The 22,626-nt window shown below is 72.6% G+C and carries 18 protein-coding genes; 1 reads left to right on the plus strand and 17 read right to left on the minus strand.

Annotated elements, in window-relative coordinates; all coding sequences use genetic code 11:
* Positions 1-22 precede the first annotated feature (22 nt).
* On the minus strand, positions 23-427 hold the full coding sequence (locus IO33_RS0103540; protein ID WP_031160026.1) for a globin: 405 nt from the start codon (positions 425-427) through the stop codon (positions 23-25).
* Positions 428-507: 80 nt separating this feature from the next.
* Here IO33_RS0103540 and IO33_RS0103545 point away from each other — a divergent pair, with 80 nt between their 5' ends.
* Positions 508-1,485, plus strand: coding sequence for a methyltransferase domain-containing protein (locus tag IO33_RS0103545; protein WP_031160029.1), 978 nt, complete (start codon positions 508-510; stop codon positions 1,483-1,485).
* 14 nt (positions 1,486-1,499) lie between these two features.
* On the opposite strand, the gene IO33_RS0103550 is transcribed toward IO33_RS0103545, so the two are convergent.
* From IO33_RS0103550 to IO33_RS0103625, 16 genes are all read right to left on the minus strand, one after another.
* Complete coding sequence (locus IO33_RS0103550) at positions 1,500-3,050, minus strand: FHA domain-containing protein (protein ID WP_031160031.1); 1,551 nt, start codon at positions 3,048-3,050, stop codon at positions 1,500-1,502.
* A gap of 35 nt (positions 3,051-3,085) precedes the next feature.
* Positions 3,086-4,426, minus strand: coding sequence for a vWA domain-containing protein (locus IO33_RS0103555; protein ID WP_031160033.1), 1,341 nt, complete (start codon positions 4,424-4,426; stop codon positions 3,086-3,088).
* A gap of 110 nt (positions 4,427-4,536) precedes the next feature.
* Entirely contained in the window at positions 4,537-5,952 is a 1,416-nt protein-coding gene (locus IO33_RS0103560) for a PP2C family protein-serine/threonine phosphatase (protein WP_031160035.1), read from the minus strand.
* Between the two features lie 3 nt (positions 5,953-5,955).
* The gene (locus tag IO33_RS0103565; protein WP_031160037.1) at positions 5,956-8,454 is read right to left on the minus strand and encodes a serine/threonine-protein kinase; all 2,499 of its coding nucleotides are present in this window, start codon (positions 8,452-8,454) and stop codon (positions 5,956-5,958) included.
* Positions 8,451-9,725: a coiled-coil domain-containing protein gene (locus tag IO33_RS0103570; protein WP_031160039.1), complete on the minus strand. Its 1,275-nt coding sequence runs from the start codon at positions 9,723-9,725 to the stop codon at positions 8,451-8,453. Before IO33_RS0103570 ends, IO33_RS0103565 begins: the two co-directional genes overlap by 4 nt.
* Before the next feature lie 43 nt (positions 9,726-9,768).
* A complete protein-coding gene (locus IO33_RS0103575) occupies positions 9,769-10,800 on the minus strand; it encodes a glutamate ABC transporter substrate-binding protein (protein ID WP_031160041.1) in 1,032 nt (343 codons plus the stop codon).
* Positions 10,801-10,814: 14 nt separating this feature from the next.
* Positions 10,815-12,248: a hypothetical protein gene (locus IO33_RS0103580; protein ID WP_031160044.1), complete on the minus strand. Its 1,434-nt coding sequence runs from the start codon at positions 12,246-12,248 to the stop codon at positions 10,815-10,817.
* Positions 12,249-12,468: 220 nt separating this feature from the next.
* Positions 12,469-13,524, minus strand: a complete 1,056-nt coding sequence (locus IO33_RS0103585; protein WP_031160047.1) for an RICIN domain-containing protein — start codon at positions 13,522-13,524, stop codon at positions 12,469-12,471.
* 109 nt (positions 13,525-13,633) lie between these two features.
* The gene (locus tag IO33_RS0103590) at positions 13,634-14,632 is read right to left on the minus strand and encodes an N-acetylglucosamine kinase (RefSeq protein WP_031160049.1); all 999 of its coding nucleotides are present in this window, start codon (positions 14,630-14,632) and stop codon (positions 13,634-13,636) included.
* On the minus strand, positions 14,623-15,888 hold the full coding sequence (locus IO33_RS0103595) for a 6-phospho-beta-glucosidase (RefSeq protein ID WP_031160051.1): 1,266 nt from the start codon (positions 15,886-15,888) through the stop codon (positions 14,623-14,625). The genes IO33_RS0103590 and IO33_RS0103595 overlap by 10 nt, the downstream gene beginning before the upstream one ends.
* 7 nt (positions 15,889-15,895) lie before the next feature.
* Positions 15,896-16,792: a carbohydrate ABC transporter permease gene (locus IO33_RS0103600; protein ID WP_031160054.1), complete on the minus strand. Its 897-nt coding sequence runs from the start codon at positions 16,790-16,792 to the stop codon at positions 15,896-15,898.
* 2 nt (positions 16,793-16,794) lie between these two features.
* Entirely contained in the window at positions 16,795-17,736 is a 942-nt protein-coding gene (locus IO33_RS0103605) for a carbohydrate ABC transporter permease (RefSeq protein ID WP_031160057.1), read from the minus strand.
* Positions 17,736-19,079: an ABC transporter substrate-binding protein gene (locus tag IO33_RS0103610; protein WP_031160060.1), complete on the minus strand. Its 1,344-nt coding sequence runs from the start codon at positions 19,077-19,079 to the stop codon at positions 17,736-17,738. The genes IO33_RS0103605 and IO33_RS0103610 overlap by 1 nt, the downstream gene beginning before the upstream one ends.
* A gap of 49 nt (positions 19,080-19,128) precedes the next feature.
* Positions 19,129-20,340: an ROK family transcriptional regulator gene (locus IO33_RS0103615; protein ID WP_031160062.1), complete on the minus strand. Its 1,212-nt coding sequence runs from the start codon at positions 20,338-20,340 to the stop codon at positions 19,129-19,131.
* A 208-nt stretch (positions 20,341-20,548) separates the two neighbouring features.
* Entirely contained in the window at positions 20,549-21,166 is a 618-nt protein-coding gene (locus tag IO33_RS0103620) for a Uma2 family endonuclease (protein WP_031160064.1), read from the minus strand.
* 136 nt (positions 21,167-21,302) lie between these two features.
* Positions 21,303-22,415, minus strand: a complete 1,113-nt coding sequence (locus IO33_RS0103625; RefSeq protein WP_031160066.1) for a mechanosensitive ion channel family protein — start codon at positions 22,413-22,415, stop codon at positions 21,303-21,305.
* Between the last annotated feature and the right edge of the window lie 211 nt (positions 22,416-22,626).

Raw genomic sequence — 22,626 nt, forward strand, 5'->3', positions numbered from 1 at the left:
CCCACCCGGTCTCACTCCACCGTCAGTCCGGGGCGTTGATCATCGACGCGGCGGCGTACGTCAGGTAGTTCCACAGCGTCGTCTCGTGCTCCTCGGACAGCCCGAGTTCGTCGACGGCCACCCGCATGTGCCTCAGCCAGGCGTCGTGTGCCGCCCGGTCCACCGTGAACGGGGCGTGCCGCATACGCAGCCGGGGGTGGCCGCGGTTGTCGCTGTAGGTGGTGGGGCCGCCCCAGTACTGCATCAGGAACAGGGTGAGGCGCTCCTCGGCCGGGCCCAGGTCCTCCTCCGGGTACATCGCCCTGAAGCCCGGGTCCTCGGCGACTCCCTCGTAGAAACGGTGGACGAGCCGACGGAAGGTCTCCTCCCCGCCGACCTGCTCGTAGAAGGTCTGCTCCTGTAGCGTGCCGCGCCGAATCTCATTCACCCGTCCATCGTCTCAGACCGGGTGGCCCAGGACTCAAGGCTTAGGACCCCGGGGGACCGACCCGCCCCTACTGTGGACCCATGGGCGCCTACGACACCGAGACCGACCGCCTGGCCGCCGCCGCGCGGGACGCGCTGGTGCGGGAGATCGACGCCGACGGGGCCTTCGCCGGGGACCCGGTGTGGCGGGAGGCGTTCGCGGCGGTGCCCCGGCACCTGTTCGTGCCGTACTACTACGTCGCCGGGCCGCGCGGCTACGAGCGCCGCTGGGGCGAGAGCCCCGACCCCCAGGCCCGTGCGCGCTGGGTCCGCGGCGCCTACGCGGACGCACCGCTGGCCACCCGGCTGCGCGACGGCGAGCTGGTCTCCTCCAGCAGCCAGCCCTCGCTGATGGCGCGGATGCTGGTCGCCCTGGAGGTCGAGGAGGGCGACCGGGTCCTGGAAGTGGGCGCCGGCACCGGCTACAACGCGGCCCTGCTCGCCCACCGGCTCGGCGACGACGACCTCGTCACCACCATCGACCTGGAACCGGAGATCACCGAGGCGGCCCGCCGGCACCTGGCCGCGGCCGGGTTCCGCCCGGCCGTCGTCACCGGCGACGGCGCGCGCGGCGTGCCCGAACGGGCCCCCTACGACCGGATCATCGCCACCTGCGAACTGTCCACGATCCCGCGCGCCTGGCTCGCCCAGTGCCGCCCCGGCGCCCGGATCCTGACCCCGCTGGCCACCGCGCTGCTCGCGCTCACGGTGCGGGACGCGGCACACGCCGAGGGCCGGTTCCTGCCCACCGCCGCCTACTTCGTACCGCTGCGCGGCGCGGGCCGGGCGCAGCCGGAGGGCGTGTCGTTCGCCGGGCTGCCGGACGGGGCCCGCGAGCAGGAGACGTTCCGTTTCCTGCTCGCGCTGACCCGGGGCACCCTCGATCCGCAGGAGGCCTACGCGCTGTGGGAGCGCGAGGGCACGCCGGAGCGCGAGCGGTACGGCGTCACGGTCGGCGGCGAGCACACCTGGGCGTGGCTGGACGAGCCGGCGGGGCCGTACGCCTGGCCCCTGCCCTGACCCCTGCCCTCCTGCTAGCCGCGGCGGATGGTGATCGTCGTCCAGGCGCCCACGTGCACCCGGTCGCCGTCCTGCAGCGGAACCGGCACGAACGGCTGGATCGGTTCCTCGGACATGTTGACCGTGGTGCCGTTGGTCGAGTTCTGGTCGACGACCGCCCAGCTGCCGTCCGGCTGCTGCACCAGCACCGCGTGCTGGTGCGAGACGCCCGGGTCCTCCGGCGGCACCGCCAGGTCGATGTCGGGGGTGTCGCCGGTGGAGTGCCGGCGGCGTCCGATGGTGAGCTGGTTGCCGCTGAGCGTGCGCTGCTGCTCGGGCGAGTACGCGGGCAGGTTCAGCCCCGTGGCCTCGGGGCCCGAGCGGTGCATCATCGCCATGAAGTAGTCGCGGTCCGGGCCGATGGTCGCCGTCCAGGTGGCCCGCTGCGGCGGGAAGCCGGGGCCGCCGGGCGGTGCCTGGGTGGCGCCGGGCTGCGGGTAGCCGTAACCGCCGCCCGGGCCGCCGCCGGGACCCTGCGGCTGCCCCGGTCCGGAGGGGCCGGCCGACGACGGCGGGGAGAGCATCCAGTCGTCCTCGGCGCCGCCGAAGGACGGACCGCCGGCGGGCGGCCGGCCGGTCTCGCCCGGGTATGCGGGGGGTGCGGGCGGACCGGACTGCTGGAACGCCTGCGGGGCACCGCCCGGACCGGCCGGCGGTGGCGGTACCGGACGCGAGGGGTTGCCGCCGAAGCCGGAGGGACCGGGCACGCCGGGGCCGCCCTGGGTGGGCGCGGGCCCGCCGGGGCCGGAGGGCTCACGGCCGAACGGGCCGCCGGGACCGGACGGTTCACGCCCGAAGGGCGGCGGACCGGCGGGCGCGCCGGGGCCCCCGGGGCCCTGGCCCGGAGTGCCGCCGAAGCCGGAAGGGCCGCCGGGGCCGCCGGGGCCCTGGCCCGGAGTGCCGCCGAAGCCGGAAGGGCCGCCGGGGCCGCCGGGACCTTGGCCCGGAGTGCCGCCGAAGCCGGAAGGGCCGCCGGGGCCGCCGGGACCTTGGCCCGGAGCGCCGCCGAAGCCGGAAGGACCGCCCTGGTGCGGCGGGCCGGGCGGGGTCGGCGGGCCCGACGGGCCGCGGTCGCCGCCGAACGGCGTCGGGCCCGACGGCTCGCTGCCGAAGGACGGGATCGGCTCGGCGGGCCGGTTCACCTGCGAGGGCCGCGAGCCCTGGTACTCGTACCCGTCACCGCCGCCGTACGTGGCGCTCGGCGGCTGGAACCGCGGCTGCGCCGGGCGTGGCGGCGCGGCCGGGGTGTACGAGGTGGCCGTGTTGGTCAGGAAGTTCCAGCGGCACTCCTCGCAGAAGGGCGCGCCGCCCTCGCGGGGCGTACGGCACTGCGGGCACAGCTCCGGCTCCGGGGCCGCCGCGGCCGGCGGGCGTGCGCCGGCCGGGCCGCCCTGCGGGGGCGGGAAGCCGTAACCGCCCGCGGGCGGGGGCGGCGGGGGCGGAGGTACGGCACCGGCCATGCGGTGACCGCAGACCTCGCACCAGTCGTCGGAACCCGACTGGTGTCCGTTCGGGCAGGTCGGCATGTCGGCGCTTCCCCTTCTCCGGATCTTCTACTGGGTCACTTCTTTACACGAACAGTCTTTGTGGACCGGGTCTCCAGAGTCATCTCATCCGCCTCCGCGACCTTCGTCTTCAACCGCACAGTACCTGTCGCGGCGTCGACCACGTCCACCACCTTCGCAAGCAGTTTCGCAGTATCGGCGTTCCCAGAGGCGTTGGCGAGCTGAACAGCGCGACCCAGTTTGGCCGTTGCTCCATCGAAATCGCCCGCTTTGCGAAGATCCAGCCCCTGTTGAATCGCTTGTGCCAGTTCGGCCTGCCCCGTGTAGTGGGCGACTTGGGGGTTGATCGAGGTCGAGGCCGTCATGTCGTCGGTCCACACCGCCCGCACCAGGCCCTGCGCGCCGAGGTTCTGCGCCGAACCGTCCGGCTGCGGCACGATCAGAGACACCCGCGCGGCGAGCATCTCCTGGCCGAGGCCGGCCGGCGGGACCTCCACGCACAGGTGGTAGTCGCGGGACTCGTCGCCCCAGGACCCGGTCGGGTAGTCCCCGGCGCGCGGCCCGGCCTCACCGCGGCGCCCGGTCAAGTCCTCGACGGCGGGCGCCACTTGCTTGACGAAGCGGATCTTCGTGCCGACCGGCGTCCACACCCGGAGGGAGACGTCGGCGACCTCCTTGCCCATCGCCGTCTCCATCATCCGCGTGAAGTCGGCGGCGAGCCCGGCCGGATCGGCGACGATGTCGGCCGTGCCGAGCAGTGCCGAGGCGATGCCTGTGACTTCTTTCACTTCCCAGTCGGTGCCCACGCCCCGCGCGTCACAGGTGAACCGTCCGGCACAGGCCTCCAGCGTGGCCCTCAGATCCTGCGGCGACTCGTGTTCGTTGCGGCCGTCGGTGAGCAGGATGCCGTGCCGGATGGAGACGTCCGCCGAGTTCAGCAGCCGGTCCGCCAGGCGCAGCCAGGTCCCGATGGCCGTACCGCCGCCCGCGCTCAGCCGGCGCAGCGCCTGCCTGGCCTGCTCGCGGGTGGTGGCGTCGGCGACCGCGAGCCGCCCGCCGCCCGGATAGACCTCCTTGGCCACATGTGTGCCGTCGATCACCGCGAAGTGCGTGCCGTCGCGCAGGGCGTCGACCGCGGCGGCCGTGGCGTCCCGGGCGCCCCGCATCTTGGTCGGCGGGTAGTCCATGGAACCGGAGCAGTCCACCATGATCGCGACCGCCGCGGACGGGCCGTGGCCCCGCGGGTACACCGGCGCCAGGGGGCTGCCGACGGTGCCGCCGCCGGTCGCCGTCACGGTGACGATGGCGTTGACCTCGCGGCCGCCCTCGGGCAGGTACTCGTTCTGGTAGACGTCCATCGAGAACTGCGGCACATGCGACTTCGCGAAAATGGCCATGCTCGCTCGAATCCCCCTCGGCACACCCCGCTGACGCGAGGCGGTACGTGTGAACGGACCGCTCCCCTGCGGCCCGGTGAGGCTTCCCCGTTCGTACGGTTCGTACGGCCTCAGGCCGATCCTGCCCCCTGGGGCGGCGCCGGGAACGGCACGACGGCCACTGTTACGTTGTCGTGGCCCCCGCCGTCCAGGGCGTGACCGACCAGGACCCGGGCGCCGTGCAGCGGGCGCGTGGCCGCGTCCGGCGGGACGACCTCGCACATCTCCTCGGCCGTCTCGGCGTAGTTCCACAGGCCGTCGGTGCACACCACCACCACGCCGGGCCGGTCGGGCTTGAAGGACGCGGTGTGCGGCTCCAGTTCGTAGGCGTCCGCGCCGAGCCAGCCGGTGATCGCGTGGGCGCGCTCGTCGGCGTACGCCTCGGCCTCGCTCATCAGGCCGGCGGCGACCATCTGCGCGGCCCAGGAGTCGTCCTCGGTCAGCCGGGCCGCGGGCGCGCCGCGGTCGTCCGGCACCCAGTAGACGCGGCTGTCGCCCACCCAGCCGACGACCAGCAGCCCGGCGGCGACCACCGCGCCGACGATCGTGCAGGCCGGGGCGTTCTGGTGCGGGGCGTGCTCGCGGGCCGTGGCGGGCTCCTCGGCGAGCGCGTTGACGGCCTGCGCGGCCGCGACGATCGCCTCGTGCATCGCCGTCTGCGGATGCGTACCGCGCGGCAGGGCGGCCAGCAGCGTGTCACCGGCCGCCTGGGAGGCGGCGCTCGACGCGTCGTCGGGGCGGGTCGCGGAGGACACGCCGTCGCAGACGATCGCGAGGACGGCCGGGGTGCCGTCGGCCAGCGTGGTGTGGCCGACGGTGAACGCGTCCTCGTTGCGGTGGTGGCGCAGGCCCCGGTCACTGACGGCGGCCACCGGACCCGACTCGCGCTCCAGGTGGTCGCGTTCACGGGGCTGGGCGTGCCCGCAGTTCTCGCAGTAGCCGTCGCTGTCCACCCGGCCCGCCCGGCAGGCCACGCACACCTGCGCCGGCTCCTCGGGCGGGGCTGTGGGCCGGGGGTGTTCGGCCACGCGGGGGTCGGGCGCCTGCAGCGGGTACTCCTCGGGCTCCGCGGGCCGGTCGAAGCGCACCCCGGAACCGGCCGGCTGCGGCACACCGGTCTCGTCACCGTGCGCGGCCGCGCCGGTCTCGTCGCCGGGCGCGCCGGGCTCGTGCCCGTGCGGGGCCGCACCGGCGGGCTCGTCCGCGGGCAGCGGCGAGCCGCCGGAGTCGGTGCCGGGCAGGTCGGCCGGCAGGTGCACCGCAGGCGGTGTGCCGGGGCCCTCCGGCTCGGGGGCGGGCCAGTCCACGCCGTCCCCGGGGGAGCCGGGCGCGGAACCGGTCATGGTGAGCGTCGGATGGTCCTGCGGCGGCACGGGTACGACGGAGAGGTCGTACCCGCACGCTCCGCAGAAAAGGTCACCCGACTCCACGGGCTCCGCGCAGCTCGGGCACTTCGACAGTGCGGCCTGCTGGGGCATCTGCGACATCAACTACACCCACGTCCGGGGGCGGTAACGGTTGGCCCGTTCCACCAGTTCGATCCTCTCCTCGCCGCCGGGCGCCAGCCGGGCCAGCATGCGGTAGGCGCGCTCCAGTCCGAAGCGGAGGCCCCGCTCGTCCAGACCGCTGCCCAGCAGCACCCGTCCGCCGGCGGCGGGCTGGGCGCCCTGGCCTCCGGAGAGTATCCAGTCCAGTGCCGAACCGAGCACCTCCACGGCCAACTGCTCGCGCCGCGCCGGGTCCAGACCGTACGCGTCCAGCGCCTCGACCTGCCCGGCGGCGGCCGTCAGGTCGTCCAGAAACGGTACGTCACCGGCGGCCGCGGTGCGTTGTCTGAGCCGTGCCCGGACGGCGGCGACCCGGGCGGCCGTGTAGTGGATGGACGACTCCGGCACCGACTCCAGGGTGCGCACGGCACCGTGCCGGTTCCCGGCCGCGAGCTGCACCCGGGCCAGGCCGAAGGCGGTGCTCACATAGCTGGGATCGGTCGCCCACACCAGGTGGTAGTACTCGGCCGCGTTGTCCAGCTGGCCCAGCACCTCCGCGCACAGGCCGAGCGCCAGCTTGGGCGCGGCCTCCCCGGGGAAGGCGTCGTAGACCGCGTCGAAGGAGAGTGCGGCGCCCTCGAAGTCGCCGGTGACCAGGGCGGCCACGCCCCGGTACCACACCACCCGCCAGTCGTCGGGCCGTTCCTCGTCCAGCTCGGCCAGGCTCGTCAGCGCGGCCTGGTGGTCGCCGCTCTCCAGCCGGGCTCGGATCTGCCGCAGCCGGGTCTCCACGGTCCGGGCGGGCGCCGCGTCCAGGGCGGCGATCAGCTCGGCCGGGGCGGAGGCCAGCAGCCCGGCCAGGAAGCCCGCGTTGGGATCGCCCGCGTCGACCAGCGGGACCGGCAGGGCGAGCGCGGTGGCGGGGCTGTCGACGGGCTTGACGAGGGCGGCCGGCGACGGGGCCGGGGCTGCGGCCGGTGCCGCGGCCGTCCGCTTCCGGCCCCGTGTCTCCCGCGCCCCCAGCAGCGAGACGTCGCCGTCCAGCCGGGGGAACAACTCCCGGTCCACGACCCTCACCTCGGGCCCGAACAGCGTCGACAGGGCGGGCCGCGCCTGCCCGGTCTGCAGGGAGACCACCTCGCGCAGCACGCCGGTCAGCTGCTCGGCCATCTCCTGCGCGGAGGCGAACCGGCGGGCGGGGTCGGGGTCGGTGGCGCGGACGAGGAGCCGGTAGAAGGACTCGTAGCGGCGGAAGACGTCGATGGTGTCCGGGTCGGGCAGGGAGTCCACGTACACGTTCGTGTAGCCCTGGAAGTCGAACGTGAGCACGGCGAGCGTACGGCCCACCGTGTACAGGTCGCTCGCCACCGACGGGCCGGCCTCGGCGACCTCCGGCGCCTGGTAGCCGACCGTGCCGTAGATCGCCGACTCCTCGTCGTCCATGCGGCGCACCGCGCCCATGTCGATCAGCTTGAGCTGGTCCTCGGTCTGGATGGCGTTGTCGACCTTGAAGTCGCAGTACAGCAGGTTGCGGCTGTGCAGATGACCCAGCGCCTCCAGGGCCTCGATGCCGTACGCGCAGGCCTGCTCCACCGGCAGCGGATCGCGGCGGCCGTCGGGCGCGCGGCGGGCGTTGGCGATCTCCTTCAGGGACTTGCCGCCGACGTACTCCATGACGATGTAGCCGTCGAGGGAGCCGGTGCGCTGGTCGAGGTGCTCCACGAAGTTGTAGATCCGCACGATGTTGGCGTGCTCGATCTCCGCGAGGAAGCGCCGCTCGGAGATCGCCGCGGCCATCGCGTCCTGGTCGCCGGTGTCCAGCAGGCCCTTGAGCACCACCCACCGGTCGGAGACGGCCCGGTCCACGGCGAGGTAGATCCAGCCGAGCCCGCCGTGCGCGAGACAGCCGGCGACCTCGTACTGGCCGTGCACCACGTCCCCGGCCTTCAGCTTCGGCACGAAGGAGTAGGGGTGCCCGCACTTGGTGCAGAAACCTTCCGTGCGCCCCGGCCGGTCCCCCCGGGCCCGGCCCACCGGCACCCCGCAGTCGGACCGCGAGCAGAACCGCTTCCGCTCGGGCACCTCCGGGTGGTCGAGCACCATGGCGCGCGGGTCGGGCCGGGGCACCTGCGGCACGTTCACCAGCCCGGCGCCGAGCCGCCCGCGCGTGGAGGTGCCGGCGGAGGAGCCGGAGCTGCGCACCGACACCGAGCGCCCGCTGGACCGGCCCGACAGGGACCGCGAGAGCCGGCCCGACACCGAGCGGCGCGACTTCGACGACTGCGACGACGTACGGGAGCTGCTGCGGGAACTGCCGCTGTCCGCCGCCCCCCTGGTCACGCCGGTCGCCAGTGAGCCGACCATCCCTCCCCCGGAGGGGGGACCCCCGGCCGACACGACCGGGGCGAGACCGCAGGTGTCGCAGTACAGCTCACCGCCGCCGACGTCCTCGTACGACCCCTCGCAGTCCGGCCGCTGACAGTTCTGCCCCGGCTGGCTCATGGCTGGTCCCCCTTCCGGTCCTGCGGCGTTCCCGCGCCGCCGAGCAGCTCGGCCGCCAGCTGCTGGTAGCGCAGCACGGCCTGCTCGGCCACCCGCAGGTCGCAGGGCGCGCTCCACAGCATGCGCCGGGCCGCGTCGTACCGCTCGACCAGGAACGGGTCCTCGGCGAGGCCGTGCCGGGCGACCTTCGCCTTGTACGCGTCCAGCCGGCCGCGCAGCTCGGCGCGCACCGCGAGCGGCGCGGTCACCGCCGTCAACGACTCGCGGGCGCGCAGCAGTTCGTCCTCGGCCTTCTGCTCCAGCGACTCCAGCAGCGGGGACAGCCGGTGCCACTGCGCCTGCCTGCGGTACTCGGCCGCCGTCGCCAGCTGCTCCTGGAGCACGGTCGGCGGGCCGCTGACCACCGGCACCTCGGTCGCCGCGATCTTCGCCAGCACCTCGCCACGCGCCGTGCGGGCCTCGGCCAGGGTGCGGTCGGCGCGCGAGAGCACGTCCCGCAGCCGGATCAGCCGGGCCTCCGCGTCCTGCCGGACCGTCAGCACGGCGTCGATCTCCCGGCGCACGTCCTCCAGGGCGCGCGCCTCACGGTCGTACACCGTGGTGTCCGGACGGCCGCCGCCGGGCGCCGAACTGCCCTCGGCCGGCACCCAGAAGGCCAGCGGGTCCGAGACGACGTCCTCGCGCAGCCTGGTCAGTGTGCGGGTGATGCGCTCCAGGTCGTCACCGGAGGGGTGCTCGCCGGGGCGCACGCCGACGGAGTGCGCGAGCTTCCGGGTGCGCTGGAGTTCCGCGGCGAGTAAATCGATCCGCGCGGGCAGCGCCGACCACACCGCGTCGGCGGCGACGACCAGGTCCAGGCTCGTCGCGTACAGCTCGTTCATCCGGTCCACCAGGCCGGCCAGCGAGAACGACTCACTCAGCGTGCCGCTCCCGGCGACGGTCACCGACTCGCCGCGCAGCAGCCCGGTCAGCTCCACCAGGTCCTCGCGGCTGGCCCAGCGGCGCCGGGTACGGATCTCGCGGGCGGAGCGCACCGTGTCCGCGTAGGCGTCGAAGTACCCCCACAGCAGGGTGATCCGCGCCTCCGTGGCCTGCCAGCGTTCCCGGGTCACGCCGGTCAGTTCGGCGCCTTCGAGGAGTCTGCGGCCCGCGTGGTCCTGCAGCGCCAGCAGCGAGGTCTCGATCGCCTCGTGCTCCTGGCCGAGCCGCGCCAGCGCACGGTCCACCTCGTCCCGGTCCATCACCGGCCCGGCGGGGTCCGTGACGCCCATCGATCACCTCTCGCTGCGCTCAAGTGTTCCGGTCGGATGTGGCTCAACTCGTCCGCAGATACCGCGGCGCGTGCGGTTTGGACGCGGTCGAGTCCTTCCCCAGTGTGGCCGACAGCCACATGTCGTACGACGCCTGCCAGCCGCTGGTGCGGTAGCCCACCAGGACGCGGTTGACCCGGCGTACCAGATCGGAGGCGTCCTGCTTCATCGCCACGCCGTAGTACTCGGTCGTGAACGCCGCGCCCTTCAGCTCGACGGTCGGGTCCTGCGCGGCCTGGCTCGCGGCGAGCGCGCCGTCGGTCACCACCGCGTCCACCTCGCCGAGTTGCAGCCTGACCAGGCAGTCCAGCTGGTTCGGGACGGTGGTGGAGAGGTCGGTGGACGCGGGCAGGGAGCCGGCCTTCTGGTCGGCGTCCAGCTTGGTGTGCGCCGTGGAACCGGCCGCCGTGCAGATCCGCTTGTGGGCCAGGGTGCCGTTGTAGCCCGTGACGGACGACGACTTGGGCGCGAGGACCTGCTGGCCGGTCTTGAAGTAGGGGGCGGAGAACGCCACCTGCTGGAGCCGTTCACAGGTGATCGTCATGGTCCGTACGACCATGTCGACCCGCCCGTCCTGGATCGCGGAGATCCGCTGGCTGGTCGGTATCGCCTTGAACTGCACCGCGTCCGGGTCGCCGAGGATGTCCTGCGCGATCCGGTGCACCAGGTCGATGTCGAAACCCTCCAGCTCCGCGCCCTGGGTGTTCGGGTTGTGGTAGCCCCAGCGGTAGCTGTTCTGGTCGACCCCGACGATCAGCTTGCGCCGGGCGCCCGTACGGGCCTTGATCGCGTCGACGGCCGGCCCGTCGGCGCCGGACGGCGACAGCGTCTGGTCCTGCGCCTCGGAGTCCTTGCAGTTCCCGGCGCGGGCCTGCACCCCGTGGGCGACGGCCTGAGCGGTCCGCCCTGCCGGCCGCGGGGTCTGCTGGATGCGGGGCAGCAGCAGGACGAACGCCAGTGCCAGCGCGCACAGCACCGCCATCGCGCCGACCCCGCCCCAGCCCCGCAGGGAGGACCGTACACGTGCCGCGTACATCGTCATGCCCCCTGTCACCGGTACTCCGAGAGTCTGCGTCCGATGCCGGACACCGCGCCGGCCGCGCCGAGCACCGCGAGCACGGCCGCGCCGACGGGCACCCCCGCCATGGCGTCCCGCCCGTCCCCGGCGGCCCGCTGGAACTCGCCCTGCTCGTGGTCGATCGCCCGGGCGAGATTGCTGTCGACGCTGTCGAAGCACTCACCGGTGGCGCCCTTCGCCCCGATGACCTTGTCCAGTGCCTGCTGGTAGTTGCCGTTCTCGTCCTCGGCGCGGGCCGAGGCGTGGCGCTGTTTCCACACCGCCATGTTCCCCTCGGCCGCCTTCACGGGCGTACGGCCGCCCTGGTCGTCGGCGAGCTTCTGCGCCCGGGTCAGCCCGTCGCCGAGCACGGCCATGTCCTTGTCGAAGTCGTGGTAGTAGGCGTCGTACGTCTTCCCGCCCACCGTGATGGTCTCGGCGCCGCGCGCCACCAGGCTCAGGTTCTCGTTCCCGCGTGCCTTCAGGGAGGCGATCCGGGCGTCGTGCAGCACGGTCAGGGAGCGGACGCCGTGGTCGTAGGAGCCGTTCAGCTCGGAGCGGGCCACCGCGTGCCCGATGACGAGCCACAGCAGGGCGGCGGCGGTGACGGTGCTGGCGGCCACCAGGCCGTGGTTGAGGACGCGGTGGGTGCGCCGGTACGAACGGCGCTGGGCCCAGCCGAGCGCGGCCAGCGCGAGCACGCCGAGCGCGATGGCGATCCACGGATACGGTGTCGCGTCCGCGTAGTCGGCGTCGAGCCGGGCGTTCTCCTTGGTGTAGAGGTCCTCCGCCGCCGGGAGCATCTCCTGCTGCATCTTCTCGTTGGCGTAGCGCAGATAGGCGCCGCCGACCGGATACCCCTGCCGGTTGTACGTCCGGGCGCGCTCGACCAGGCCCTTGTACTCGGGCAGCAGCTTGTTCAGCTTGGCGATCGTCGCCTCGGAGGCCGAGCCCGGCTCGGCGTTGGCGGCGGCGGTCACCAGCCCCGCGGCGGCGGTCCGGATGTCCTTCTCGTACCGGTCCCGGGCGGCGGCCGGCTCCTGGCCACCCGCCAGGAACCCGCTGGACGCGGCCGTGTTGGCGTCCGCCAGCGAACGGTAGATGTCGGCGGCGCCCGAACTGAGCGGCTGGCTGCGGTGCAGCACGTCGTCGGCGGCGGCCGCCCGCTCACTGGCCTGCCAGGCGGTGACCGCGCCGAACGCGACGACCAGCAGCGCCAGGACGGCACCGATGATCCGCAGCCGCCCCGGCTCGGTGGTCGCCGCGGCCCGCAGCCGGTCGGCACCCTCGGCGAAGGCGGTCCGCCGGGCGGCCGGCGCGGGGGAGCCGGGCGGGGCCGGCCGGGGGGCCTGTGCGGGGATGCCGGGGGCGGCGGACGCACCGGGGCCCACCACGGGTGGTGCTGCGCTCTTCGGCGGGTGTGTCACTTGACCTCCCCCATGGTCATCCGTTCGCCGCCAAGTATCACCGCGCGGACCGGCATCCGCACCGGCCTTCACTGGATCTTGATCGGATCGCAGTGTGCCCGACGGCGCGCGGCGTCCGGCGCACCACCCTCTGCACAGGAACACGCCGGTCACGGCGGATCGGTTCCCCGGTCCCGCGGGCGCCCGCCCGACCGGGGAACCGATGCGTCCCGCCGGTCGCTCAGCTGCCGCTGTCGCAGCTGGTGAAGGTGTCGCTGGTCTGCGCGAGGTAGATGCTGGCGCCGCCCTGGCCGTCGGTGCGCAGCGGGACCGTCAGGGTGTCGTCGGCGGTCCAGGCGTAGCCGTTCACGTCGAACGTCCAGGTGCCGGTGACCTGGGTCGCCAGCTCCGACAGGGCGACCCAGCCGTACTGCCGCGGCGGCACGGTGACGGTGAGGCTGTTGCCGAGGTCCTCCACGAGGTTCTGCGAGACACTGCCGGTGATCTGCTGGCTGACCTGGGCGGTGACCGGGGACGCCCCGCCGGCGCCGAGCGAGGCGCCGAAGGTGAAGCCGAGCGTGGAGGTCCAGCCGGTGTGCCTGGCCATGGTGAACGTCCACGGCACCGGTGCCGAGGTGCCGTTGTACCAGACCGGCGAGACGCACTTCTTCGGCAGCGGAGCCGCCGGGGCCTGGGACCGGGTGCGCCAGGAGCAGGTGGAGGTGTCCTTCACACAGCGTGCCGCCGCGTAGTCGACGGCCGCGGCGACGGCGGCGTCCTGGGCGCCGACGGGCAGCCGCCACTGCTGGGCCCGGGTGCCGTTGCAGTCGTAGGTGTCGGTCCACGCGTCGTCGTACCGGGCGTCGTACCAGACGTCCAGGCACTTGCTGTCGCGGGCGCTCCGGATCATGAAGGTGCCGGGGGTGCCGGTGACCGGCTGGAAGAACCAGCGTTCCGTGGTCCGGCCGTCACAGGGCTGCTGTCTGAGCGGCAGGCCGGCGTCCGCGCACTTGCCGGTGGCGTCGTTGACGAGGGTGAAGGAGCCGTCGGTGCCGGTGAGGTTCGCGCTCCAGCCCTGGTGGTGACCGGGGGCGGAGTTGGTGACGAGGAAGACGCCGTCGCCGGTGTTGCCGTTCTGGACGTCGAGGTTGCGGCCGTTGCTCGACGACGTCAGGGTCAGGGCTTTCAGCCCGGACGGGTCGGCGCCCGACCGGGCCGCGGCGCTCGCGGGCCCTGCGGCGAGTCCCACGAGCGCCGCGATCGCGGCCAGGCCGGCTGCTGCTGTACGTCGGAACACAGGCTGTCCTTCCCTTGGCGGTTGGTGCAGACCTGCGTGAAGCTAGCCGTCCCGCTTCGCGGACGGGACGGACTCCGGACGATCTTGTGCGCAAACCCGCTTCTTCCGGTCAGTGGTGCTTTCCGGACAGCTCCCAGTACCCGCGCGCCCGCTCCCGCGCCGTCGCTCCCGCGCCCAGCCGGTCCAGGCCCAGCAGGGCCGCGCCCAGGACCGGGCGCGCCGTCACCACACGGACGTCGGCCTTCGGGGCGCGGGCCGCCAGCACGGCGCGGATGCCGTCGTCGAGCTGGGCGTGCCCGGCCGTCAGGACGCTGCCGCCCAGCAGGACCGGCGTCTGCTCGTCGAGGAGGTCCAGGCGGGTCAGCGCCACCGTGGCCATCACCGCCACCTCCTCCGCGAGCCGGGCGACGATCGCGCGGGCCACCGCGTCGCCCCCGGCGGCCGTCGCGAAGAGCACCGGGGTCAGCTCGTGCCGGCGGTCGTGGTCGACGTGCTCCAGGTGCAGCGCCTCGATCAGCGCGTACATCGTCGGCAGGCCGAAGTGCGCGGGCAGGGTGCGGGCCAGGGCGGTCGGCCCGCCCCTGCCGTCCTCCGCGCGGGCCGCGTGCCACAGGGCCTCCTCGGCCAGACCCCAGCCCCCGCCCCAGTCACCGGAGATACGGCCGATGGCCGGGAAGCGGGCGGTACGGCCGTCAGGGCGCATGCCGACGCAGTTGATGCCCGCCCCGCACACGACGGCCACCCCGCGCGGCTCGGCGACCCCGGCCCGCAGGATCGCGAAGGTGTCGTTGCGCACCTCCACCGACGCCCCCCACCCCCGTTCCTCCAGCGCGGTCGCCAACCGCTCCTCCTCCACCGGCAGATCGGCGTTGGCCAGGCAGGCCGACACCTGCGCCACCGAGGTGACGCCCGCGTCCGCGAAGGCCCGCGCGACCGGCTCGGCCAGCGCGTCCAGCGCCGCCGCCACTCCCACCGAGGGCGGCCGGAAGCCGCCGCCGCGGGCCGTGGCCAGGACCTCCCCGGCGGCGGTGACCACGGCCACGTCGGTCTTGCTGTTGCCCGCGTCCACCGCGAGGACACTGCCGGGCTCGGATGCGGTCAGGCCCACGCCAGGTGCTCCCGGTTGTGTGCGATCAACTGGTCGGTGAGGGTGTCGGCGTACGCGTACTGGCCGATCAGCGGGTGGGCGAGCAGGGCGCGGAAGACGCGGTCGCGTCCGCCGCGCAGCGCCGCCTCCAGGGCCAGCTCCTCGTACGCCGTGACGTTCGCGATCAGACCGGCGAACAGCGGATCCGGCTCGGGTACCGGCAGCGGGGCGGGGCCCTTCGGACCGACCGCCGCCTGCACCTCGATCACCGCGTCGTCGGGCAGGAAGGGCAGCGTGCCCCGGTTGGCCGTGTTCACCACCTGGTACGGGCTGCCACCCCCGCCGAGCAGCGCCGCCGCCAGGTCCACGGCCGCCTCCGAGTAGTAGGCGCCGCCCCGCCTGGCGAGCAGCGCCGGCTTCTCGTCCAGGGCCGGGTCGCCGTACATCCGCAGCAGCTCCCGCTCCATGGCGGCCACTTCGGCGGCGCGCGAGGGCTTGTCGCGCAGTTCCCGTACTACCTCGTCGTGGGCGTAGTAGTAGCGCAGGTAGTAGGAGGGGACCACGCCCAGGCGGTCCAGCAGGGGGCGCGGCAGGCGGAGGTCGTCGGCGATGGCGTCGCCGTGCTCGGCCAGGAGCCCGGGCAGGACGTTCGCACCCTCCGGGCCGCCCAGCCGCACCCCCGTCTCCCAGGTGAGGTGGTTGAGGCCGACGTGGGCGAGGTGCACGTCGGCCGGGGCCACGCCGAGCAGGCCCGCGAACTTCCGCTGGAAGCCGATCGCCACGTTGCACAGGCCGACCGCCCGGTGCCCGGCCTGCAGCAGGGCGCGGGTGACGATCCCGACCGGGTTGGTGAAGTCGATGATCCACGCGCGCGGGTTGGCGCGCCGCACCCGCTCGGCGATGCCGAGGACGACCGGGACCGTGCGCAGCGCCTTGGCCAGCCCGCCCGCGCCGGTGGTCTCCTGGCCGATGCAACCGCACTCCAGCGGCCAGGTCTCGTCCTGCTGCCGGGCCGCCTGCCCGCCGACACGCAGCTGGAGCAGCACGGCGTCGGCGCCGTCGACGCCCGCGTCGAGGTCGGCGGTGGTGACGATCCGGCCGGCGTGGCCCTGCCTGGCGAAGATCCGCCGGGCCAGGCCGCCGACCAGTTCCAGGCGGTCGGCGGCCGGGTCCACCAGGACCAGTTCCTCGACGGGCAGGGTGTCGCTGAGGCGTGCGAAGCCGTCGATGAGTTCGGGGGTGTAGGTCGAGCCTCCGCCGACCACGGTGAGTTTCATGTACGGGTTAACCCTTCACTCCGGTGAGCGTGACGCCTTCGACGAACGCCTTCTGGGCGAAGAAGAACACGAGGATCACGGGGGCCATGACCAGCACGGTCGCGGCCATGGTGAGGTTCCAGTCGGTGTGGTGGGCGCCCTTGAAGGACTCCAGGCCGTAGGACAGGGTCCAGGCGCCGGGGTTCTCGGACGCGTAGATCTGCGGACCGAAGTAGTCGTTCCAGGCGTAGAAGAACTGGAAGAGGGCGACGGCCGCGATGCCCGGGCGGGCCATCGGCAGGACGACCTTCAGCAGGGTTCTGAGGTCGCCGCAGCCGTCGACCCTCGCCGCGTCCAGGTACTCGTTCGGGATCGTCATCAGGAACTGGCGCAGCAGGAAGATGGAGAAGGCGTCGCCGAACGCCATCGGGATCATCAGCGGCCACAGCGTGCCGGACAGGTCCAGCTGCTTCGCCCAGAACAGGTACATCGGGATGACGACCACCTGCGGGGGCAGCATCATCATCGAGATCACCAGCATGAGCGACAGATCGCGGCCCCAAAAGCGGAACTTGGCGAGGGCGTACGCCACGGGGACGGACGACACCACGGTCAGGGCCGTGCCGAGGCCCGCGTAGACCAGGGTGTTCCTCCACCAGGTCAGGAAGCCTGGCGTGTCGAACACCCTCCTGTAGTTGCCCCACTCCCAGGTGTGCGGGACCAGATCCCGGCTGAGCGCCTGGGTGTCGCTCATCAGCGAGGTGAGGAACACGAACACGAAGGGCAGGGTGAAGAACAGCGCGGCGGCGACGCCGAGCGAGTGGAGCGCGATCCACTCCAGCAGGGCCCGGCGCCGGGCCGTGCGCTCGGCGCCGGAGACGAGCGGGGGCGCCGGCTTCACCGGCTGGTCCAGTACCTGGGTCATGGTCAGTCACCTGCCTGGATGAGACCGCCCCGGCGCCGCATCAGCAGTGCGGTGAACGCCGTCGACAGGGCGAAGAGCACCAGGGCCACGACGCACGCGGATCCGTAGTCGAAGCGCTGGAAGCCGAGGTTGTAGACGAGCTGGGGGAGGGTGAGCGTGGACCTGTCGGGGTAGCCGGGCTCGAACTGGGTGCCCGCGCCCTGGATCACGCCCGAGGCGACCTTCCCGGCGATCAGCGGCTGCGTGTAGTACTGCATCGTCTGGATCACGCCGGTGACGACGGCGAACATCACGATCGGGGAGATGTTCGGCAGCGTGACGTACCGGAAGCGCTGCCAGGCCGACGCGCCGTCCAGTTCGGCGGCCTCGTACTGCTCGGCCGGCACGTCCAGCAGCGCGGCCATGAAGATGACCATCAGGTCGCCGATGCCCCACAGCGCCAGCAGCGTCAGGGCCGGCTTGGACCAGGTGGGGTCGTTGAACCAGCCCGGCGCCGGGACGCCGGCCTTCTCCAGGATCGAGTTGACCGGCCCGGTACCGGGGTTGAGCAGGAAGGCGAAGGCCATGGTCGCCGCGACCGGCGGGGCCAGGTACGGCAGGTAGAACAGCGTGCGGAAGAGCCCTGTACCGGTCTTGATCTTCGTGATGAGCAGGCCGACGCCGAGCCCGAAGACCACCCGGAGGGTCACCATCACCAGCACCAGCCACAGCGTGTTGCGCAGGGCGGGCCAGAACAGGGGGTAGTGCTCGAAGACGTACGCCCAGTTCTTCCCGCCGCTCCACGTCGGTGGCCGGAAGCCGTCGTAGTGCATGAAGGAGAAATAGACCGTCGAGATCAGCGGATAGGCGAAGAAGACCGCGAAGCCGATGAGCCACGGCGACATGAAGGCGAGTGTGCGCAGGGCCGAGCGCCGGCGCTTCGACGCGAGCGTGACGGCGCTCATCACCGCGCCTGCGCGATGTCCGTGTCGATCTGGGCGGCCGCCTTCTTCAGGCCGGCCCGCAGATCGGTGACCTTGCCGCTCTCGTAGTCGTAGCCGAGCTGCTGGATCGTCACCAGGTACTGGCCGCCGTTGACGGAGGCGGGGGAGGTGGTGGAGTCGGGGTCGGCGGCGATGTCGAGGAAGGTCTTGAAGCGCGGGTCGTACTTCAGCTTCGGGGACTTCAGCGCGGCCAGGGTGGAGGGCACGTTGTGGATGTCGTTGGCGAATCCGACCACGGCATCGGTGTTCGTGGTGATGTACCTGACGAATTCCCAGGCCGCGTTCTGCTTGTGGCTGTTCGCGGCGATGCCCGCGATGGTGCCGGTGATGTAGCCCTTGCCGTACCGGGCGGCCTGGTCGTCCGGGACGGGCAGCGGGGCCACCCCGATCTCGAACGCGGGCCTGGCCTCTTTCGCCATCCCGAGCCGCCACTCGCCGTCGAGCTGCATGGCGACCTGACCGGTGTGGAAGGGGTGTCTGGGGCCCCACTCGTCGCCGAGCGTGGCCCGGTACCTCTCCAGCCTCCGGAATCCGCCGAGCTCGTCCACGAGCCTCTTCTGCAGCGTGAAGCCCTTTTCGAACGCGGGGTCCGAGGCCACGTCCGACTTGCCGTCCTTGCCGAAGTACGTCGGCGAGAACTGCCCGAAGTAGTGCTCGGTGGTCGATTCCCAGCCGTGGTAGTCCGGCATGAAACCGAGCTGCCGGTAGCCGTCGCCCTGCGGGATCGTCAGCTTCTTCGCGTCCGCCTCGAACTCGGACCAGGTCTTCGGCGGGTTCCTGATACCGGCCTTCGCGAACGCCGTCTTGTTGTAGTAGAGCCCGTACGCGTCCCCGAGCAGCGGTGCCGTGCAGCGGTTTCCGTCGTACTGGGTGTACTCGTTCATCGGCTTCGGGAACGTCGTCCCCGGGTCGATGCCCGACTTCCTGAAGAAGGGGTTGAGGTCGACCAGCGCACCGGAGGAACAGAACTTGCCCACGTTGTTGGTGGTGAAGGAGGAGATCACATCCGGCGCCTTGTCGCCCCCCGACCGCAGCGCCTGGTTGATCTTGTCGTCGGTCATGTTGCCGACGATGTTCACGTGGATGTTGGGGTGGGCCTTCTCGAAGCCGTCGACCAGCGACTTGACCGCCGCGACCTCGTTCGGCGCGCTCCAGGCGTGCCAGAAGTTGATCGTCGTGTCCTTCGAGGCGTCGTCGGTGGCACCCGAGCCCGGCTGCCCGGTGCAGGCGGTGGCGCACAGGGCGAGGGACGCAGTCAGGGCAAAAGCCGCTTTCCGGGCAGCGGAAGGTATGACTTCGGGCATGGCGAGGTCTCCCAGGGGGACAGGATGGGTGAGAGAGGGGCGGGGCGCTCTAGCGCGAGGTGTCGAAGACCTCGTCGCGGGTGGTGACGAGCGCGGACTCCAACGCGCCGCGCAGGACGGGGTGTTCGTGGACGTCGCCGACGAGCAGCCGGGGACGGGCCGCGGCGAGTTCCTCCAGCTCGGCCTGGACGAGGCCACGCAGCACCTCGCCGCCGGCCGTCAGGGCGGCGCCGCTGAGGACGACGAGTTCGGGGTCGAGGACGGAGACGAGCGAGGCGAGACCGGTGGCGAGCCGGGTCGCGTAGGCCTGCAGCAGTTCCCGGTAGGGGCCGCTCGCATGGTCGGCGGCACGGGCGACGAGTTCGGCGGCGACCTCGGTGTGCGGCCCCGACGGCACGTCCTCGATGCCGAGTTCACGGGCCAGCTTCGGTACGGCCTGGGAGCCGGCCAGCTCCTGGTAGCCGCCGCTGTTGGCCTTGGCCACCTGGCGCACCAGGGGTGTGCCGGGCACCGGCAGGAAGCCGACCTCGCCGGCGCCGCCGGTCCAGCCGCGGTGCAGCCGGCCGCCGAGGACCAGGGCGGCCCCGAGGCCCTCCTCGCTCCACAGGAGCACGAAGTCCGCGTGGCCCCGGGCGGCCCCGAGCCGCTGTTCGGCGAGGGCGACGAGGTTGACGTCGTTCTCGTACTCGACCGGCATCGGCAGGGCGGCGGCGAGTTCGTCGAGCAGGGTGGGGGAGTGCCAGCCGGGCAGATGGGAGGCGTAACGCAGCCGCCCGGTGTTCGGATCGAAGGCGCCGGGGGTGCCGATGACCAGCCGGTGCACATCGGACCGGGCCAGCCCGGCGGCCTTCACGGCACCGTCGAGCGCGTCGGTGACCTGCCGGACGACGGGCTGTGCCGGGCGCCGCCCGGGGGTGGGCAGCTCGAACTCGCCCACGGTCCGGCCGGTGATGTCGGCGACGGCGGCGCGGATGCGGTCCGGGGTGACGTCGAGCCCGGCGGCGTACGCGGCGCCCGGATCGACCGCGTACAGCTGGGCGTTGGGGCCCGGCCGGCCCTCGCTGGTGCCGGTCACCCGGACCAGTCCGGCCGCCTCCAGGCGGGCCAGCAACTGCGAGGCGGTGGGCTTGGACAGGCCGGTGAGCTTCCCGATCCGGGTGCGCGAGAGCGGTCCGTGCTCCAGCAGGAGGTCCAGGGCGGCACGGTCGTTCATGGCGCGCAGCACGCGCGGGGTGCCCGGCGTACCGGCGGTTCCTGCCATGGAGATCGACACCTGCCTTTCCAGCCACCCAGCTTTTCAGCGACCCGGGCTCGGCGTCCAGCCTTGATCACCGGCCGCGGGAAGATCACTGTTAGGAAAGTTTCCTATCGCGGTGCGAGGAACGTAAGCCCAGGACGAAGGGGGCGTCAATAGACAGGAGCCCCGAGGCGACGGAGTCGTTATCTCGGGGACGGGAGGGTCCGGGGGCTCAGTTGTCGAGGAAGGGGGTGGTGTCGAGGGTGGGGTACGGCGCGGGGAGACGGAGGGGGTCGCCGAGGGTCACCTTGGTGTCCGTCTTGTAGTAGGCCTCGGTCGGGTCGTCACCGGGGAGGACGGGATCGGTGTAGCAGTGGGCGGTCTTCGTATTTCGGTTGATCAGGACGTAGACGGGGATGTCTACGGCGGCATACGTGGCCAGCTTGGGGCCGGTGTCCACCGCGTGATTGGTCGACGTGACCTCGCCGACCAGAGCGACCATGTCGATCGGGTACCAGCCTTTGTGCACCTTCAGATACGAGCTGTCCAGTTCGGTCGGCTCCCGGTGCAGGACGTAGAGGTCGGGAATCACCAGAGCCATGGTGCTGCCATCCTGGTGGGCGGCCCGGAAGCCCATGCCCATGCCCGCCAGGTCCACTCCGGCCATGTGGAGCTGGACCGTGACCTTGACGGCGCCGTTGCTGTGGTTGTAATCCGGCTGTGGCGGCACGATGACCGTCCCCTCGACGTACTCGGGTCGAATCGGCGCCACCGACGCCTCCTCGATCGCGATCAGCAGATCGATGGGGTCCTGCGTCATCACCGGCTCCGTGAGGGGTTCCGCGCTCATCGCTGGTTCTCCTTGTCGCACTGATGACAGGCTAAGCCCGCACTGGGCGCCCCGGCAGAACGATGGGGCACCCCGTGCGCACCGCGCGCCGGGATGCCCCACCTGTTCACTCGAACGTGTGTGCCGAACCGTTCCGCTACTTCGCCGGGGGCGCCGGCCGCTGGGCGGCGATGGGTGCCGTCGCCGCCGACTGGGCGGAGTCCGCGTTGGCGTACACCGAAGGCGCCGCCACCGAGGCCGTCGGGTCGGGAGCGTCCTCCGCGTCCTCCACGGACGTCGCACCGCCCACGATGCGGATGCTCGCCCGGTCGAACGCCCGCTTGATCCGCCAGCGCAGCTCCCGCTCCACCGTCAGCGCCTTGCCCGGCATCGTCTTCGCCGAGACCCGCACCACCATGGAGTCGATCAGCACGGAGTCCAGGCCGAGCACCTCGACCGGCCCCCACAGCAGCTCGTTCCAGGGCTCTTCCTTGCTCAGGTGCTCGGCGACGTCGTCCAGCGTGGCCTTGACCCGGTCCAGGTCCTCGCTCGCCTTCACCGTCACGTCGACCCCGGCCGTCGCCCAGCCCTGGGAGAGGTTGCCTATCCGCTTGACCTCGCCGTTGCGCACGTACCAGATCTCGCCGGCCGCGCCGCGCAGCTTGGTCACGCGCAGCCCGACCTCGATCACCTCACCGGTGGCCACCCCCGCGTCGACCACGTCACCGACGCCGTACTGGTCCTCCAGGATCATGAACACGCCGGAGAGGAAGTCCGTGACCAGGTTGCGGGCGCCGAAACCGATCGCCACACCGGCCACACCGGCCGACGCCAGCAGCGGCGCCAGGTTGATCCGGAACGTGGACAGCACCATCAGCGCGGCGGTGCCCATGATCAGGAAGCTGGCCACCGAGCGCAGCACCGACCCGATCGCCGCCGACCGCTGCCGCCGCCGCTCGGCGTTGACCAGCAGCCCGCCCAGAGCCGTGCCGTCCACGGCGTCGGCGGTGCGGCCCATCCGGTCTATCAGCTTGGTGATCGCCCGCCGCACCACCGCGCGCAGCGCCACCGCGACGACCACGACGAGCAGTATCTGCAGCCCCATCGCGAGCCAGGTCGACCAGTTCTGTTCGACCCAGCTCGCCGCGTTCGTCGCGCTCTGCTGGGCGTCCTGGAGCGACGGCACGGCAGGCTCCGTCGATCCGGAGGGAGAGGGGGACGGGGTCGGCGACGCACCGGCGGCCAGCAGGACGGCGGGCAAGGACGACACGGCAGGTACCTCCAAGGTGCTGCGCAGGTCCGGCCGGTGGGGGCGGTCAAGGTCTTCAAGGTCACGAAAAGGTCACCGGACGGACAGGACCACCACACTAACGGGGCATTGTGTGTGCCCCACGCGGATCCGCCAAGGAGGGGCACAGGAGAGACGGGGCTCACCCTGGCTTGAACCGGCCATGATCCGGGGGATGAATCGGATGTGGTCG

It is taken from the genome of Streptomyces durhamensis, assembly GCF_000725475.1.
Classification (GTDB): Bacteria; Actinomycetota; Actinomycetes; order Streptomycetales; family Streptomycetaceae; genus Streptomyces; species Streptomyces filipinensis.